The sequence below is a fragment of the Streptomyces sp. NPDC091387 genome (assembly GCF_044756945.1).
GTDB lineage: Bacteria > Actinomycetota > Actinomycetes > Streptomycetales > Streptomycetaceae > Streptomyces.
This window is the reverse complement of the sequence record NZ_JBIVTZ010000007.1, coordinates 373,739-389,998: the sequence shown is the minus strand read 5'-3', so window position 1 is coordinate 389,998 and position 16,260 is coordinate 373,739. Positions and strand designations below refer to the sequence as shown.

At 69.6% G+C, this 16,260-nt stretch carries 12 protein-coding genes; 9 read left to right on the top strand and 3 right to left on the bottom strand.

The features are described 5' to 3' along the window. Positions 1 to 107 precede the first annotated feature (107 nt). From ACIQM0_RS17335 to ACIQM0_RS17300, 8 genes are all read left to right on the top strand, one after another. Positions 108 to 1,307, top strand: a complete 1,200-nt coding sequence (locus ACIQM0_RS17335; protein ID WP_385354721.1) for an ROK family protein — start codon at positions 108 to 110, stop codon at positions 1,305 to 1,307. A 122-nt stretch (positions 1,308 to 1,429) separates the two neighbouring features. Beyond that, positions 1,430 to 2,497 (top strand): sugar ABC transporter substrate-binding protein, encoded by a 1,068-nt coding sequence (locus tag ACIQM0_RS17330; protein ID WP_401287146.1) that lies wholly within the window; start codon positions 1,430 to 1,432, stop codon positions 2,495 to 2,497. 232 nt (positions 2,498 to 2,729) lie between these two features. Then, positions 2,730 to 3,518 carry an ATP-binding cassette domain-containing protein gene (locus ACIQM0_RS17325; protein ID WP_030979331.1) on the top strand — a complete coding sequence of 263 codons (789 nt, stop codon included), beginning with the start codon at positions 2,730 to 2,732 and terminating at the stop codon, positions 3,516 to 3,518. Further along, complete coding sequence (locus ACIQM0_RS17320; protein ID WP_401287142.1) at positions 3,515 to 4,813, top strand: sugar ABC transporter permease; 1,299 nt, start codon at positions 3,515 to 3,517, stop codon at positions 4,811 to 4,813. Before ACIQM0_RS17325 ends, ACIQM0_RS17320 begins: the two co-directional genes overlap by 4 nt. A 190-nt stretch (positions 4,814 to 5,003) precedes the next feature. Next, a complete protein-coding gene (locus ACIQM0_RS17315) occupies positions 5,004 to 5,342 on the top strand; it encodes a PadR family transcriptional regulator (protein WP_401287140.1) in 339 nt (112 codons plus the stop codon). Then, the gene (locus tag ACIQM0_RS17310) at positions 5,339 to 6,292 is read left to right on the top strand and encodes an HAAS signaling domain-containing protein (protein ID WP_401287137.1); all 954 of its coding nucleotides are present in this window, start codon (positions 5,339 to 5,341) and stop codon (positions 6,290 to 6,292) included. The genes ACIQM0_RS17315 and ACIQM0_RS17310 overlap by 4 nt, the downstream gene beginning before the upstream one ends. A gap of 192 nt (positions 6,293 to 6,484) precedes the next feature. Then, positions 6,485 to 8,464 carry a 1-deoxy-D-xylulose-5-phosphate synthase gene (dxs, locus tag ACIQM0_RS17305; protein WP_401287136.1) on the top strand — a complete coding sequence of 660 codons (1,980 nt, stop codon included), beginning with the start codon at positions 6,485 to 6,487 and terminating at the stop codon, positions 8,462 to 8,464. Between the two features lie 150 nt (positions 8,465 to 8,614). Further along, complete coding sequence (locus ACIQM0_RS17300) at positions 8,615 to 10,120, top strand: amino acid permease (protein ID WP_401287133.1); 1,506 nt, start codon at positions 8,615 to 8,617, stop codon at positions 10,118 to 10,120. Between the two features lie 33 nt (positions 10,121 to 10,153). On the opposite strand, the gene ACIQM0_RS17295 is transcribed toward ACIQM0_RS17300, so the two are convergent. Then, positions 10,154 to 11,248, bottom strand: a complete 1,095-nt coding sequence (locus ACIQM0_RS17295; protein WP_401287130.1) for an LCP family protein — start codon at positions 11,246 to 11,248, stop codon at positions 10,154 to 10,156. 303 nt (positions 11,249 to 11,551) lie between these two features. On the opposite strand from ACIQM0_RS17295, the gene ACIQM0_RS17290 reads away from it, so the two are divergent. Next, a complete protein-coding gene (locus ACIQM0_RS17290; RefSeq protein ID WP_401287128.1) occupies positions 11,552 to 12,634 on the top strand; it encodes a hypothetical protein in 1,083 nt (360 codons plus the stop codon). Between the two features lie 106 nt (positions 12,635 to 12,740). Here the strand turns inward: ACIQM0_RS17290 and ACIQM0_RS17285 are convergent, their stop codons facing one another. Beyond that, positions 12,741 to 14,870 (bottom strand): 3-hydroxyacyl-CoA dehydrogenase NAD-binding domain-containing protein, encoded by a 2,130-nt coding sequence (locus ACIQM0_RS17285; protein WP_401287125.1) that lies wholly within the window; start codon positions 14,868 to 14,870, stop codon positions 12,741 to 12,743. After that, entirely contained in the window at positions 14,867 to 16,093 is a 1,227-nt protein-coding gene (locus ACIQM0_RS17280) for an acetyl-CoA C-acyltransferase (RefSeq protein WP_363026305.1), read from the bottom strand. The genes ACIQM0_RS17285 and ACIQM0_RS17280 overlap by 4 nt, the downstream gene beginning before the upstream one ends. Positions 16,094 to 16,260: the final 167 nt, after the last annotated feature.

Genomic DNA, 16,260 nt, shown 5'->3' with positions numbered 1-16,260 from the left:
CCGTGCTCATCCGAGGCTTCGACTGCTCAAGGTCTTGACGGGGAGTACCCCAAAACGCTCAGCTTAGAGTTCACATGTTGGAGAATATGGCAGGAGTGAGAGAGTCGATGGAGACTCCGGGGTCGCAGACATCTCTGCATCGCGCCAACCTTGAGCGGGTAGTGCGCGCCGTACGTATGGCGGGTTCACTCACCCAGGCGGAGATCGCCAGGAGCACGGGCCTCTCCGCGGCCACCGTCTCCAATATCGTTCGCGAACTGAAAGAGGGCGGCACCGTCGAGGTGACCCCCACCTCGGCGGGCGGGCGCCGCGCGCGCAGCGTCTCGCTCAGTGGTGACGCGGGCATCGTCATCGGCGTCGATTTCGGGCACACGCACCTTCGGGTGGCGGTCGGCAACCTCGCCCACCAGGTGCTCGCGGAGGAGTCCGAGCCGCTGGACGTGGACGCCTCGTCGGCCGAGGGCTTCGGACGGGCGGAACAACTGGTCAACCGGCTGATCGAGACGACCGGGATCAGCCCCGGCAAGGTGATCGGGGTCGGCCTCGGTGTTCCCGGCCCGATCGACGTCGAGTCCGGCACGCTGGGCTCCACGTCGATCCTGCCGGGCTGGACGGGCATCAACCCCAGGGAAGAGCTGGCCGGACGCCTCGGGGTGCCGGTCTACGTCGACAACGACGCCAACCTCGGGGCGCTCGGGGAGCTGGTCTGGGGGAGCGGCCGGGGGGTCAGGGACCTCGCCTACATCAAGGTCGCGAGCGGTGTGGGCGCCGGTCTGGTGATCGACGGGCACATCTACCGGGGCCCCGGTGGCACGGCCGGAGAGATCGGCCACATCACCCTCGACGAATCGGGTCCGGTCTGCCGCTGCGGCAACCGGGGATGCCTGGAGACGTTCACGGCCGCGCGGTACGTGCTGCCGCTGCTCCAGCCCAGCCACGGCCCCGATCTCACCATGGAGCGGGTGGTCCAGCTGGCCCGTGAGGGCGATCCGGGCTGCCGCCGGGTGATCGGCGACGTCGGGCGGCACATCGGCAGCGGGGTGGCCAACCTCTGCAATCTGCTCAACCCCAGCCGGGTGGTGCTCGGCGGTTCGCTCGCGGAGGCGGGCGAGCTGGTCCTCGGGCCGATCCGCGACTCGGTCGCGCGCTACTCCATCCCCAGCGCCGCACGGCAGCTGTCGGTGCTCCCCGGGGCCCTCGGCGGCCGGGCGGAGGTGCTGGGCGCGCTCGCTCTCGTCCTGAGCGAGATGGGGGATTCAACCCTTTTGGAGAGCACTCTCCCCGCTGCGACTCCTGCCTTCACTTAGATAATGAATGACACCGTTGCCATCTTGTTAAGGATTTACTCCTTGACGCCTACGTGGCGGCCGAGTTGACTCACTCCCACCTCGGCCGCGACGCTGCGGCCTCGTCAGGGAGGCTTCTCCACATGAACGCAATGATGCGTCGCGCCGTCATCGGTACCGCTGCGGTCTCGATGGCCCTTTCCGTCGCCGCTTGTGGCAAGGCCGGCGACGACAAGAAGGACTCGGCGGACTCGGGCAGCAAGACCAAGATCGGTCTGCTTCTCCCGGAGAACAAGACCGCTCGCTACGAGACGCTGGACAAGCCGCTGTTCATCGAAGCGGTCAAGAAGGACTGTGCGGACTGCGAGGTCGTCTACAACAACGCGGCCGGCGACGTCGGTCAGCAGAAGCAGCAGTTCGAGCAGCAGATCGCCGACGGCATCAAGGTCATCGCGATCTCCTCGGTCGACTCCGAGAAGTCCGCCTCGTGGATCGCCAACGCGCACAAGAAGGGCGTCAAGGTCGTCGCGTACGACCGCGCCATCGTCGGTGCCGACGCCTACGTCAGCCACGACAACGAGAAGATCGGCAAGCTCCAGGGCCAGGCCATCCTCGACGCCCTCGGCTCCAAGGCGGCCGACTCCAACCTCGTCATGATCAACGGTGACGAGAAGGACCCGAACGCCGGCCTGTTCAAGAAGGGCGCTCACGAGTCCCTCGACGGCAAGATCAAGGTTGCCTACGAGGCGTCCGGCGAGTGGGACCCGAAGATCGCCGGCGAGAAGATGACCGCCGCCATCTCCTCGGTCGGCAAGGGCAAGATCAACGCGGTCTACTCCGCCAACGACGGCATGGCGGGCGGCATCATCACCTCCCTGGGCAACGCCGGCATCAAGGACATCCCGGTGGGTGGCCAGGACGCCGAGCTCCCCGGTATCCAGCGGATCATCGCGGGTACGCAGACCTTCACGATCTACAAGTCGCCGAAGCAGCTCGCCCCGACGGCTGCCCAGTTCGCCGTCAACCTGCTCCAGGGCAAGGACATCGGCGCCTCGGGCAAGACGGACGGCGTTCCGTCCACGCTGCTCGAGCCGACCGTGGTGAAGAAGGACAACATCGAGTCCACCGTGGTCAAGGACGGCATCTACCAGGCCTCCGCGATCTGCGTCAAGGACATCGCCGCCAAGTGCACCGCGCTGGGCATCAAGTAGTCCCTCCACGTGCCAGGGCCGACAGGCCCTGGCACGTACGGGTCTGATCCGCGCCGCACGGCGGAGTCCGCCCGCCTCATGACTGTCCGGCAGCCGGCCGGCCCACACCCCGCTGCCGGCCGGGTGCCGGACGCTCTTCCCCCAGTACTTCCAGTACGTCGACGCTGCCCCTCGTGGCGAGGCGTCTCCGCCGGTCAGGCGGTACATCCCCGCCGGTCAGGCGGCGAAGGAGATGGTTCACGTGTCACAGACGCCCGTGCTGGCGTTGCGTGGGGTATTCAAGCGATTCGGAGCGGTCCAGGTCCTCTCCGGTGTCGATCTCGAAGTCCACGCCGGAGAAGTGGTCGCCCTGGTCGGCGACAACGGTGCAGGAAAGTCCACGCTGGTCAAGACGATCGCCGGCGTGCACCCCATCGATGAGGGCGTCATCGAGTGGGAGGGCGCGAAAGTGGACATCAACCGTCCGCACGACGCCCAGAACCTCGGCGTCGCCACCGTCTACCAGGACCTCGCGCTCTGCGACAACCTGGATGTCGTCGCCAACCTCTTCCTCGGTCGCGAGATCAAGAAGGGTGGCGTCCTCGACGAGGTCGCCATGGAGAAGCGGGCACAGGACCTCCTGTCCACGCTCTCCATCCGTATCCCCAGCGTCCGTATCCCGGTTGCCGCACTCTCCGGCGGCCAGCGCCAGGTCGTGGCCATCGCCCGTGCCCTGGTCGGCAACCCCAAGATCGTGATCCTGGACGAGCCCACCGCGGCCCTCGGTGTCGAGCAGACCGCACAGGTCCTCGACCTGGTGGAGCGGCTGCGCGAGCAGAACCTGGGCGTCATCCTCATCAGCCACAACATGGCCGATGTGAAGGCGGTCGCCGACAAGGTCGCCGTGCTGCGACTCGGCCACAACAACGGCATCTTCCCTGTGGCGACGACCAGCCACGAAGAAATAATCGCCGCGATCACGGGCGCCACGGACAACGCCGTGACCCGCCGCAAGTCCCGCAGCGCGGAGGCATCCAAGTGAGCAACATCAACGAGACTTCGGCAAAGGTCCCGGCCCAGGCGGAGGCCACAGAGGCTCCCGAAGCGGCGGCCGGCGCAGTCACGGTCGTCGACCCCCGCCTGCTCATCCGTGAGCAGGGCTTCAAGGGCTACTGGACCGAGTTCAAGCGCAAGGTGCGCTCGGGCGAGATCGGCTCGCTGCCCGTCGTGGTGGGCCTGATCATCATCGGGATCGTCTTCCAGCTCGAGACCGGCAACTTCCTCACCTCGTACAACCTCGACCAGATCACGCTGTACGCGGCGGGCCCCGGCATCATGGCCGTGGGCATCGTCTTCGTCCTGCTGCTCGGCGAGATCGACCTCGCGGTCGGTTCCGTCGCGGGTCTCGCGGGTGCCGTCTGGGCGGTGGTCGGCACGGACATGCCCGATTCCCTCGCCATCGTGGTCGGCATCCTGTCCGGCACGGTCGTCGGCGCCTTCCACGGCATCGTCTTCGCCAAGATCGGCGTGCCCGCGTTCGTCGTGACGCTGGCAGGTTTCCTGGGCTGGGCCGGTCTGCAGACCTGGGTGATGGGCGACAAGTCCACCATCACCACCCCGCTCGGCAGCTTCGTCCGCGAACTGACCAGCTACTACTTCGCCGATGTCGCCGCCGCCTACGGTCTCGCCGTGTTCGTGATCGTTGCCTTCTACCTCGCGCAGCTGCGCGACTCGAGCCGCCGCAAGGCCGCAGCGCTGCCGCACCGCCCGCAGAGCGAGATCATCCTGCGCACCGTGCTGCTCGCCATCCTGTGCCTCCTCGCCGCGTACGCGTTCAACCAGGAGCAGGGCCTCCCGCTCTCCCTGGTGATCTTCCTCGCGATCCTGGTCATCACCGACTTCGTTCTGCGCCGCACCACCTACGGCCGTCAGATCTTCGCGGTCGGCGGTGGCATCGAGGCAGCGCGTCGTGCCGGTATCAACGTGTCCTGGATCCGCATCTCGGTGTTCATGATCTCCGGCACGCTCGGTGCGGTCGGCGGTCTCTTCCTGGCCTCCGCGACCGGCGGCGCCGACCGTTCGCTCGGTGGCGGCAACCAGCTCATGATGTGCATCGCCGCAGCCGTTATCGGTGGTACGTCCCTGTTCGGCGGACGTGGCAAGGTCTGGTCCGCGCTGCTGGGCATCCTGGTCATCCAGTCGATCGTCCAGGGCCTCAACCAGATGAACCTCTCGTCGAACGCGATCCAGTACATGATCACCGGTGGAGTACTCCTCATCGCCGTGATCATCGACTCGGTCTCGCGCAAGACCCAGAAGACCGCCGGCCGCGCCTAGCTCACCGGGCCCGGCGGGGCCCGGTGGCACAGCGAGGCCGGTCAGTGCCCGGCGCCCTCCACGGGGGCGCCGGGCACTGCCATGTTCCGGCGCATGTGCGGGGGTACGAGGGTGGTGTCCCGGCCGGTACGGGAACCAGGGTGCATCTGGCGGGTGACATTAGTGTGCGGCGCACAGTATCGTGCCGGGTGTGGGCACCGATGAACTGATCCTCAGCCAGGCCCAGGAGCTACGTCGCGGCACGGTCGTCCTGGCCTGCCTGACGCTCCTGGAAGAGCCGCAGTACGGCTACGCGCTCCTGGAAACGCTCGGCGACGCCGGGATGGCGGTGGACGGCAACACCCTCTACCCGCTGCTGCGCCGCCTGGAGAAGCAGGGGCTGCTCGTCAGCGAGTGGAACACCGACCGGTCCAGGCCGCGGAAGTTCTATCGGATCAGCCCCGAGGGAGTCCGGGTCCGCACCGGGCTGCTGCGCGAATGGCAGGCCCTGGGCGCCTCGATATCACGTCTGACCAAGGGGGACCGTTGAGCAGGTTGCACACGTCCGGCACCGGTGCGCTGACCGACCGCTACGTGGCGGAGGTCGTCCGGCGCATCCCGGCCGGCCGCCGCGGCGACGTGGCCGACGAGCTGCGCGCCACCATCGCCGACACCGTCGAGGCCCGGGGCCCGGAAGACCCGGAGGCCGCCGAACGCGAGGTGCTCACCGAGATGGGCGATCCGATCCCGCTCGCCGCCCGGTACGCGGACCGGCCGCTCGCACTGATCGGGCCCGGTCTCTACCCGACGTACATACGGCTCCTCGGGGTCCTGCTGCTCACCGTGCTGCCGGTCGTCGTCGCCGTGAGCGCGGTGCTCGACGTCCTGGACGGGAAGGGGGCCGCAGCGGTGATCGGCGGGGCCGTCGGGACGGTGGTCTCCCTCGGCGTCCAGATGATCGCCTGGCTCACCGTGGTGTTCGCCCTGGTCGAGCGGTCCGGCAAGCGGTCCGCCGCGCCCGGCAGGGCCTGGACACCCGACGAGCTGGCCAAGCCCCGCGCGACGAAGGAGCGCGACGCGACGGTGTACGCCGGGCTGTCGTGGCACGCGCTGCTGGTGGCCCTGATCGTCTGGCAGCACACCGCGCAGCCGTACCGGACCGACGCCGGCGCACACATCGACGTGCTCGACCCGGGCCTGTGGTCGGGCTGGATCTGGCCGGTCCTCGCCGGACTCGCCGGCCTCGTGGTCCTCGACGTGATCCGGGCGGTGCGGGCCCCGACGCGCTCGCTCGCGCTCTGGAACATCGCCGCCCAGGTGGTGTTCACCCTGCCGATGGCCTGGATCCTGTACCGGCGGGAGTTCTTCAACCCGGCCTTCCTGTCCGACGTCAACGGCGGCTGGCAGACCCCGGACGCCTTCTACACCGTGGTGGTCCTGGTGGTCCTGGCGGGGGGCGCGCGCGAGGTGGTGCGGCGGTTCCGCGAGGCGAGGGCCTGAATCCGGGACGTCGCTCCGGTCACGGGGCCGGCCGGAACCGCGCGGAACGCACCGGTGGATCCGGGCGGGTCCCGGATGGTTCCGGCCGGTAACGGTGGGACAGCACACGCCCGCCCGATGTCCGTGGCGGCGAACGGAACATTAGACTCATCGGATCGGCATGCTCGACCAGCTCAATCGCAAGGAGGCACGGTGACACAGCCGCGCGAAGCGCGTCATGCACGGGCGGTGGTGGGCGACGGATGGGATCTGCTGACCCGCATCGGCGGACCGCGTGACCTGGACCGGCTCACCCCCGAGCAGCTGGAGCAGCTCGCCGAAGAGATCCGGACCTTCCTCGTCGACGCCGTCTCCAAGACCGGCGGCCACCTCGGACCCAACCTGGGCGTGGTCGAACTGACCATCGCCCTGCACCGGGTCTTCGACTCGCCGAAGGACAAGGTCCTCTTCGACACCGGCCATCAGAGCTACGTTCACAAGCTCCTCACCGGCCGCCAGGACTTCACGAAGCTCAAGAGCAAGGGCGGCCTCTCCGGCTACCCCTCGCGTGCCGAGTCCGAGCACGACGTCATCGAGAACTCGCACGCCTCCACGGTGCTCGGCTGGGCCGACGGCCTCGCCAAGGCCAACGAGGTGCTGGGCCGCCCCGACCACGTCGTCGCGGTCATCGGTGACGGAGCACTCACCGGGGGCATGGCCTGGGAGGCGCTGAACAACATCGCCGCCGCCAAGGACCGCCCCCTCGTCATCGTCGTCAACGACAACGAGCGCTCCTACGCGCCGACGATCGGCGGCCTCGCCAACCACCTCGCCACCCTCCGTACCACCGACGGCTACGAACGCTTCCTGGCCCGCGGCAAGGACCTCCTGGAGCGCACCCCCGTCGTGGGGAAGCCGCTGTACGAGACGCTGCACGGCGCGAAGAAGGGCCTCAAGGACTTCATCGCCCCGCAGGGCATGTTCGAGGACCTCGGCCTCAAGTACGTCGGACCCATCGACGGACACGACCTGGAGGCGCTGGAGTCCGCACTCCAGCGCGCCAAGCGCTTCGGCGGCCCGGTCATCGTGCACTGCATCACCGAGAAGGGCCGCGGCTACACCCCGGCCCTCCTGGACGAGGCGGACCGCTTCCACGCCGTCGGCAAGATCCACCCCGACACCGGCCTGCCCGTCGCCACCTCCGGCCTCGACTGGACCTCCGTCTTCGGCGAGGAGATGGTCAAGCTCGGCCGGGAACGCGAGGACATCGTCGCGATCACCGCGGCCATGCTCCAGCCGGTCGGCCTGACCAAGTTCGAGAAGGCCTTCCCGGACCGGATCTACGACGTCGGCATCGCCGAGCAGCACGCCGCGGTCTCCGCGGCGGGCCTCGCCACCGGCGGGCTGCACCCCGTCTTCGCGGTGTACGCCACCTTCCTCAACCGCGCCTTCGACCAGGTCCTGATGGACGTCGCCCTGCACAAGTGCGGGGTGACCTTCGTCCTGGACCGGGCCGGGGTCACCGGTACGGACGGCGCCTCGCACAACGGCATGTGGGACATGTCGATCCTGCAGTGCGTGCCGACGCTCCGGATCGCCGCCCCGCGCGACGCCGACCAGGTCCGCGCCCAGCTGCGCGAGGCCGTCGCGGTCGACGACGCCCCGACGGTCGTCCGCTTCTCCAAGGGCGCGGTCGGCCCGTCGGTCAAGGCCGTCGGCACGGTCGGCGGCATGGACGTGCTCCGTGAGCCCGGCACGTCCGTGCCCGACGTCCTGCTCGTCTCCATCGGCGCGCTCGCCCCGATGTGCCTGGAGATCGCGGATCTGCTCGACGCCCAGGGCATCTCGACCACGGTCGTCGACCCGCGCTGGGTCAAGCCCGTGGACGAGGCCATGGCCCCGCTCGCCGCGCGGCACCGCGTCGTCGTCACCGTCGAGGACAACAGCCGGGCCGGCGGCGTCGGCTCCGCCGTCGCCCAGGCGCTGCGCGACGCCGACGTCGACGTACCGCTGCGCGACTTCGGCATCCCGCCGGTCTTCCTCGACCACGCCTCCCGCAAGGAGGTCATGGCCGAGATCGGGCTGACCGCACCGGACATCGCCCGGCAGGTCACCGGCCTGGTCGCCAAGCTCGACGGCCGCTTCGAGACCGAAGCGGAGAGCCGCTCCGTGGTGGAGCCCGCCCGGGACTGATCCGTCACCCCGCACCACGACTGGGCCGGTCGCCCACCCTGTACGGGTGGTCCGACCGGCCCATTCGCGTGAAGTCCCGCCCTGCGGAGCGTGCCGCGTACAGCCCGGTCCGAATCATGGCGTGCACGACGAGTGCGTGGAGGTACGCCGGTGAGCACGCAGCAGGACCTGCCCCCCAGTCGGGACGGGCTGTTCCGCACCAAGACGATCGAACAGTCCATCCGCGACACCGAGGAGCCGGAGCACGCCCTCAAGAAGTCACTCTCCGCCCTGGACCTCACGGTCTTCGGGGTGGGCGTCATCATCGGCACCGGGATCTTCGTCCTCACCGGCAAGGTGGCCAAGGAGACCGCCGGCCCCGCCACCGCCATCGCCTTCGTGGTCGCGGGCGTCGTCTGCGCGCTGGCCGCGCTCTGCTACGCGGAATTCGCCTCCACCGTCCCGGTGGCCGGCTCCGCGTACACCTTCTCGTACGCCTCGCTCGGCGAACTGGTCGCCTGGATCATCGGCTGGGACCTGGTGCTGGAGTTCGCGCTGGGCACGGCGGTGGTGGCGGTCGGCTGGTCCGGCTACGTCCGCTCACTGCTGGACAACATCGGCTGGTCCCTGCCGGACGCGCTCTCCGGAACCGATGCGGCGAAAGGTTTCGGCTTCGACATCCTCGCCTTCGTCCTGGTCCTGGTGCTCACCGTCGTCCTGGTGCTCGGTATGAAGCTCTCCGCCCGGGTCACGACGGTGGTGGTGGCCATCAAGGTGGCCGTCGTGCTGATCGTGATCATCGCGGGTCTCTTCTTCATCGACACCGCGAACTACTCGCCCTTCATCCCAAAGGCCCAGCCGCAGTCCGCCGGATCGGGCCTGCAGGCCCCGCTCGTCCAGCTGATCTTCGGGTACGCACCCACCAACTTCGGCGTCATGGGCATCTTCACCGCCGCCTCCGTCGTCTTCTTCGCCTTCATCGGCTTCGACGTGGTGGCCACGGCCGCCGAGGAGACCAAGCTCCCGCAGCGCGACATGCCGCGCGGCATCATGGCCTCGCTCCTCATCTGCACCACGCTCTACGTCGCCGTATCGATCGTGGTCACCGGAATGGAGCACTACACGAAGCTGTCGGTGGACGCCCCGCTCGCCGACGCCTTCAAGGCCGTCGGACACCCCGTCTACGCCGGGATCATCAGCTTCGGCGCCGCCGTCGGCCTCACCGTGGTCTGCATGATCCTGCTGCTCGGCCAGACCCGGGTGTTCTTCGCGATGAGCCGGGACGGCCTGCTCCCGCGGTTCTTCTCGAAGACGCACCCGCGCTTCCACACCCCGTACCGCCCGACCATCCTGCTCGGCGTGATCATCGCGATCGTCGCCGGATTCACCAGCATCGACGAACTCGCGACGCTGGTGAACATCGGCACGCTCTTCGCCTTCGTGGTCGTCGCCCTGGGCGTCATCGTCCTGCGCCGCACCCGCCCCGGGCTGCACCGCGCCTTCCGCACCCCGTGGGTCCCGGTCCTCCCGATCGTCTCGGTGGCCGCGTCGGTCTGGCTGATGCTCAACCTGCCGGCCGAGACCTGGCTGCGGTTCGGCATCTGGATGGCCATCGGCGTGGTCATCTACTTCTGCTACGGCCGCAAGCACAGCCGGGTGCACCACACCACCGGCTGAGACCGCCCACGCACCGGCCTCCCCGCCGCCGGGTCAGCCGCCGGTCGCGGGTGACTTCTTGGCGGACTCGGGGATGGCGGCGTCCTCGCGGAGCGCCTTCCAGAGCGTCCTGGCCTGCGGCTGGGCCGCCACCACGCGGTTGGGGTCGGTCTTGTCGTACGCCACCGGCAGCATGATGGTCTCCATCGAGCCCGGCTCCACGCCGTTCATCGAACGGGCGAATTCCGTCAGCGACTTGAGCGAGGCGAGACCCTCGTCGGTCGTGAGGGACTTGGTCGCCGAGTTGGCGATCCGGTAGGCGTTGGCCGGACTGCCCAGCAGGTTCCGGGACTTGACCTCGCTGAGCAGGGCGAGCAGGAACTGCTGCTGGAGCCCGATGCGGCCGAGGTCGCTGCCGTCGCCGATGCCGTGGCGGGTGCGTACGTAGGAGAGGGACTCCGTGCCGTTGAGCTTGTGCGGCCCGGCGGTGAGGTCGAGTCCGGAGGCCTGGTCGTGGATATCCTGGGGGACGTCGACGGTGACGCCGCCGATGGCATCGACGAGGTCCTTGAACCCGGCGAAGTTGATCTCCAGGTAGTGGTCGATGCGGACCCCGGACATCTTCTCCACGGTCTTGACCACGCAGGCCGGACCGACCTGGGAGTAGACGGAGTTGAACATCACGCGGTTCGCGGAGTCCACGGAGGACCCGTCGGCCCCGGCGCACTCGGGCCGGGTCACCAGGGTGTCACGGGGTATGGACACGGCGACGGCCCTGCTGCGGCCCTCGGGGATGTGCACCACCATCGCGGTGTCGGAGCGCGCCCCGCTGACGCCGCCCCCGCCGCCCAGGGCCTTGTTCTCCGCGCCGGCGCGGGAGTCGGAGCCGAGGACGAGCAGGTTCTGCCCGCTGGTGGGGAGTTTCTCTGGGCGGTCGTCGCCGAGCGCCTTGTTGATGTCGACGCCCTTGATGTTCCCGTCGAGCCGGCTGTAGAGCCAGTACGCCGTCCCGCCCGCCGCGATGAGGACGACCAGGACCGACAGCAGGACCACCCGTCCTATTCGGCTCCCGCGCGTCCGTACGCGCTCGCGCCGGCGGGGGTTCTCCTGGGAGCTCCGGTGGTCGGGGGTTATGGCGTCCTGGCTCATCCTGGGGAGTCCTCGCAACTCATGGCCCGGTCGGGGCGGGGGCGATGGGGATGGGACTCGGGTGGGGGGCGGAGCCGGTCCACGTGTTCCTGGGACTGAGCACTATAGACAGTCGGTCCGGTGCGCGTACGGGATCCGCGGCCGGATCGTGACAGTGCGGATACGCACCGGAGTCGGGAGCGGCCGCGAATCGTACGCTGGTGAGCCCCGGAATACCCCTCCGTACAGGGGCTTAGGATGTAACGGATTCGAAAAATTGCGCGAGTTGTCGAATGTCAGTTCTGGAAAGGTAATCGCAGACTCATGCTCGGACAGGATGCCCGCGCGACCTCGAAGGTTGCCCCTGAGGCCCAAGCGCTACGCGGCATCTGGCTCACCCGGGGCAAGGACGGCAGGCTCACGGCGTACGTCGCCGGCGACGGCGGCCTGCGCCGCTGGTCGGAGACGCGTCCGGGCGGTCCGGAATGGGACGCCCCGGACGTGGTGCCACTGCCGGAGCTGACCCATCTGTCCGTGGCTCAGAACACCGAGGGCTACGTCCACTTCGCCGGCCGCCGCGAACGGCCCGCGGCGGAGGGCGGCGTCACCGTCGACATCGTGCACGCGATCCAGTACCAGACGGGGCGCCCCGTCTCGGCCTGGAACTCGCTGGGCAACCCGCACAAGGAAGCCGATGTGGGTGCCAGGTTCGGCGCGCCCGTCGTCGTGGTGAACGCCGCCGGCGAGGTGCACGTCGCCGCCCGCAACGGGCGCGGCGGCATGATGGTGCGCCGTGAGCGGGCCGACGGCAAGTGGCGCCGCTGGGAGGACCTGCGCTGCACGCGCATCAAGGAGGTCCCCGCGGTGATCGCGCTCAGCTCCGGACGCATCGAGATCCTCGCGGCGACGAACAAGGACGTGCTGCACTGGGAGCAGGAGAAGCCCGGTGGCGGCTGGGGCGAGGTCCGGCGCTCGCAGTTCGCGGTGCGCCCCGGGTCCCTGGCCGTGCTGGAGACGTCCCCGAGCCGTGCCACGTACCACTGGACCGACCCGGAGGGCGCCGTTGTCGCCTACCGGGCAGGCGGCGACGGGCCGGTGTCTCTCGGCGGCGCCGCGGGCGACGGCGCGCACGCCGCGCTCCGCACGGACCTGGACGGCCTCGACTGCACGGTGCTGGCGCACCGCGGGGCCGGCGGCACGGCGGTCGTCGGCGCGGGGGTGACCGAGAACGAGGCCGACGGGCTGTGGTGGTCCGACACCAAAGTGCCCTGCCTGAGCCCCCCGGCCCTGACGCACGACACCCTCGGGCGCGTGGTGATGGCCGTCGTCGGCGAGGACGGGGCGCCGCGCGTGGCGCGCCAGACGGACGCGCCGGGGCTGAGCTTCGACCCCTGGCACGTGCTCTGACGCCCCGGCACGGGTGACCGGGGGCCGTCCGGCTCGTGTCCCCGTGAACCCTGTGACACGGCGACGGCCCGGCACACCGAGGTGTGCCGGGCCGTCGACCGTCCGCTTACGCCGGAACGCTCGCCACGCCCCGCGCCAGGAACTTCTTCCCGTTGACCCGCTCGGAGACGCCCTCGCGGTCCAGGTACGGGGTGATGCCGCCCAGGTGGAAGGGCCAGCCCGCGCCGGTGATCAGGCAGAGGTCGATGTCCTGGGCCTCGGCGACGACGCCCTCGTCCAGCATCAGGCCGATCTCCTGCGCCACCGCGTCCAGGACGCGGTCGCGGACCTGCTCCTCGGACAGGACGGAGTCGCCCTGCTTCAGGAGTGCGGCGACCTCCGGGTCCAGCTCCGGCTTCCCGGAGTCGTAGACGTAGAAGCCGCGCTTGCCGGCCTTCACGACCGCCGCGAGGTTCTCCGACACCGTGAAGCGCTCCGGGAAGGCGCGGTTCAGGGTCTCGGAGACGTGCAGCCCGATCGCCGGGCCGACCAGCTCCAGGAGCACCAGCGGGGACATCGGCAGGCCGAGCGGCTCGATGGCCTTCTCCGCGACCTCGACCGGGGTGCCCTCGTCGATGACGTTCTGGATCTCGCCCATGAAGCGGGTGAGGATGCGGTTGACGACGAACGCCGGGGCGTCCTTCACCAGGACCGCGGTCTTCTTCAGCTTCCGGGCGACCCCGAACGCCGTGGCCAGCGAGGCGTCGTCGGTCTGCTCGCCGCGGACGATCTCCAGGAGGGGCAGGATCGCGACCGGGTTGAAGAAGTGGAAACCGACGACCCGCTCGGGGTTCTTCAGCTTCGACGCCATCTCGGTGACCGAGAGGGAGGAGGTGTTGGTGGCGAGGATCGCGTGCGCCGGGGCGACCGCCTCGACCTCCGCGAACACCTGCTGCTTGACGCCGATCTCCTCGAAGACGGCCTCGATGATGAAGTCGGCGTCGGAGAAGCCCTCCGCCTTGTCCAGCACACCGGAGACCAGGGCCTTCAGGCGGTTGGCCTTGTCCTGGTTGATGCGGCCCTTGCCGAGCAGCTTCTCGATCTCGGCGTGGACGTAGCCCACACCCTTGTCGACGCGTGCCTGGTCGATGTCGGTCAGCACGACCGGCACCTCCAGACGGCGCAGGAACAGCAGGGCGAGCTGCGAGGCCATCAGACCCGCGCCCACCACGCCGACCTTGGTGACCGGACGGGCCAGGGCCTTGTCCGGGGCACCGGCCGGGCGCTTGGCGCGCTTCTGGACCAGGTTGAACGCGTAGATGCCGGAGCGCAGCTCGCCGCCCATGATCAGGTCCGCGAGGGCCCGGTCCTCGGCGTCGAAGCCGGCGCCCAGGTCGCCGTCCTTGGCCGCGGCGATGATGTCGAGCGCGCGGTACGCGGCCGGGGCGGCGCCGTGCACCTTGGAGTCGGCGATGGCCCTGCCCCGGGCGACGGCCTGGTCCCAGGCGTCACCGCGGTCGACCTCGGCACGCTCCACCGCGACCGTGCCGTTCAGCACGTCCGCGGTCCAGATCAGCGACTGCTCCAGGAAGTCCGCGCCCTCGAAGAGCGCGTCGGCGATGCCGAGCTCGAAGACCTGCTTGCCCTTGAGCTGGCGGTTCTGGTTCAGCGAGTTCTCGATGATCACCGAGACCGCGCGGTCGGCGCCGATCAGGTTGGGGAGCAGCGCGCAGCCGCCCCAGCCGGGGACCAGGCCGAGGAAGACCTCGGGCAGCGAGAACGCCGGCAGCGCCTTGGAGACGGTGCGGTACGAGCAGTGCAGACCGACCTCGACACCGCCGCCCATGGCCGCGCCGTTGTAGTACGCGAACGTCGGGACCGCGAGGCCGGAGAGGCGGCGGAAGACGTCGTGGCCGCCCTTGCCGATGGCCAGCGCGTCCTTGTGCTCCTTGAGCAGCTCGACGCCCTTGAGGTCGGCGCCGACCGCGAAGATGAACGGCTTGCCGGTGATGCCGACGCCGGTGACCGCGCCCTCGGCGGCCTCCTTCTCGACCTGGTCGATCGCGGCGTTCAGGTTCGCCAGCGACTGGGGGCCGAAGGTGGTCGGCTTGGTGTGGTCCAGGCCGTTGTCCAGGGTGATGAGGGCGAAGTTGCCCGCACCCCCCGGGAGGTCGAGGTGGCGTACGTGCGCCTGGGTGACGACCTCGCCGGGGAACAACTCGGCCGCACCCTTCAGAAGCTCGGTGGTGGAACTCACTTGCTGCCTCCGGCTGCGTCGAAGTGCGGGTTCTCCCAGACGACCGTGGCGCCCATGCCGAAGCCGACGCACATGGTGGTCAGGCCGTAGCGGACCTCGGGCTGCTCCTCGAACTGGCGGGCCAGCTGAGTCATCAGCCGGACGCCGGAGGAGGCCAGCGGGTGGCCGTAGGCGATCGCGCCGCCGTACTGGTTGACGCGGGCGTCGTCGTCGGCGATGCCGTAGTGCTCCAGGAAGGCGAGCACCTGTACGGCGAACGCCTCGTTGATCTCGAAGAGACCGATGTCCGAGATGGACAGGCCCGCCTTGGCGAGGGCCTTCTCCGTCGCCGGGATCGGGCCGTAGCCCATGACCTCCGGCTCGACGCCCGCGAAGGCGTAGGAGACGAGGCGCATCCGCACCGGGAGGCCCAGCTCGCGGGCGACGTCCTCGGCGGCGAGCAGCGAGGCGGTGGCGCCGTCGTTGAGCCCCGCGGCGTTGCCGGCCGTCACGCGGCCGTGGGCGCGGAACGGGGTCTTCAGACCGGCCAGGGACTCCATCGTGGTGCCCGGACGCATCGGCTCGTCGGCGGTGACCAGGCCCCAGCCCGTCTCACCGGCCTCCGGGTTGGTGCGGCGCACGGAGACCGGCACCAGGTCCTGCTGGATGCTGCCGTTGGCGTAGGCCTTGGCGGCCTTCTCCTGCGAGCGCACCGCGTACGCGTCGGCGCGCTGCTTGGTGATCGTGGGGTACCGGTCGTGCAGGTTCTCCGCGGTCATGCCCATGAACAGGGCGGACTCGTCGACCAGCTTCTCCGAGACGAAGCGCGGGTTCGGGTCCACGCCCTCGCCCATCGGGTGCCGGCCCATGTGCTCGACGCCACCGGCGACGACGACGTCGTACGCGCCGAAGGCGATGGAGCCGGCCGTCGAGGTGACGGCGGTCAGGGCGCCCGCACACATGCGGTCGATGGAGTAGCCGGGGACGGACTGCGGCAGACCGGCCAGGATTCCGGCGGTGCGGCCGAGCGTGAGGCCCTGGTCGCCGATCTGGGTGGTCGCGGCGATGGCGACCTCGTCGATCTTGGCGGGGTCCAGGTCCGGGTTGCGGCGCAGCAGCTCCCGGATGGCCTTCACGACGAGATCGTCGGCGCGGGTCTCGTGGTAGATGCCCTTCGGGCCCGCTTTGCCGAACGGGGTGCGGACGCCGTCGACGAAGACGACGTCCCGGATGGTACGAGGCACGGTGGCTCTCCTCCAGGGTGCGGGATGGCACTGCTGCGGGGCACGCCCGGGAGCGCGCCGCCGCCCCTCATGCTACTTGCGGGTAACCAGACTGCCCAGTCCTTGCGTCGGGAGCGGCGAAGGTCACATACGCGAAAATGGCCCGGACGGCCGCGAAATCGGCCCGT

Bases quoted from the DNA above. Each gene is read 5' to 3' on its own strand.
- ACIQM0_RS17335 (WP_385354721.1), top strand. From the start codon at position 108: ATGGAGACTCCGGGGTCGCAGACATCTCTGCATCGCGCCAACCTTGAG.
- ACIQM0_RS17330 (WP_401287146.1), top strand. From the start codon at position 1,430: ATGAACGCAATGATGCGTCGCGCCGTCATCGGTACCGCTGCGGTCTCG.
- ACIQM0_RS17325 (WP_030979331.1), top strand. From the start codon at position 2,730: ATGGTTCACGTGTCACAGACGCCCGTGCTGGCGTTGCGTGGGGTATTC.
- ACIQM0_RS17295 (WP_401287130.1), bottom strand. From the start codon at position 11,248: ATGAGCCAGGACGCCATAACCCCCGACCACCGGAGCTCCCAGGAGAAC.
- ACIQM0_RS17290 (WP_401287128.1), top strand. From the start codon at position 11,552: ATGCTCGGACAGGATGCCCGCGCGACCTCGAAGGTTGCCCCTGAGGCC.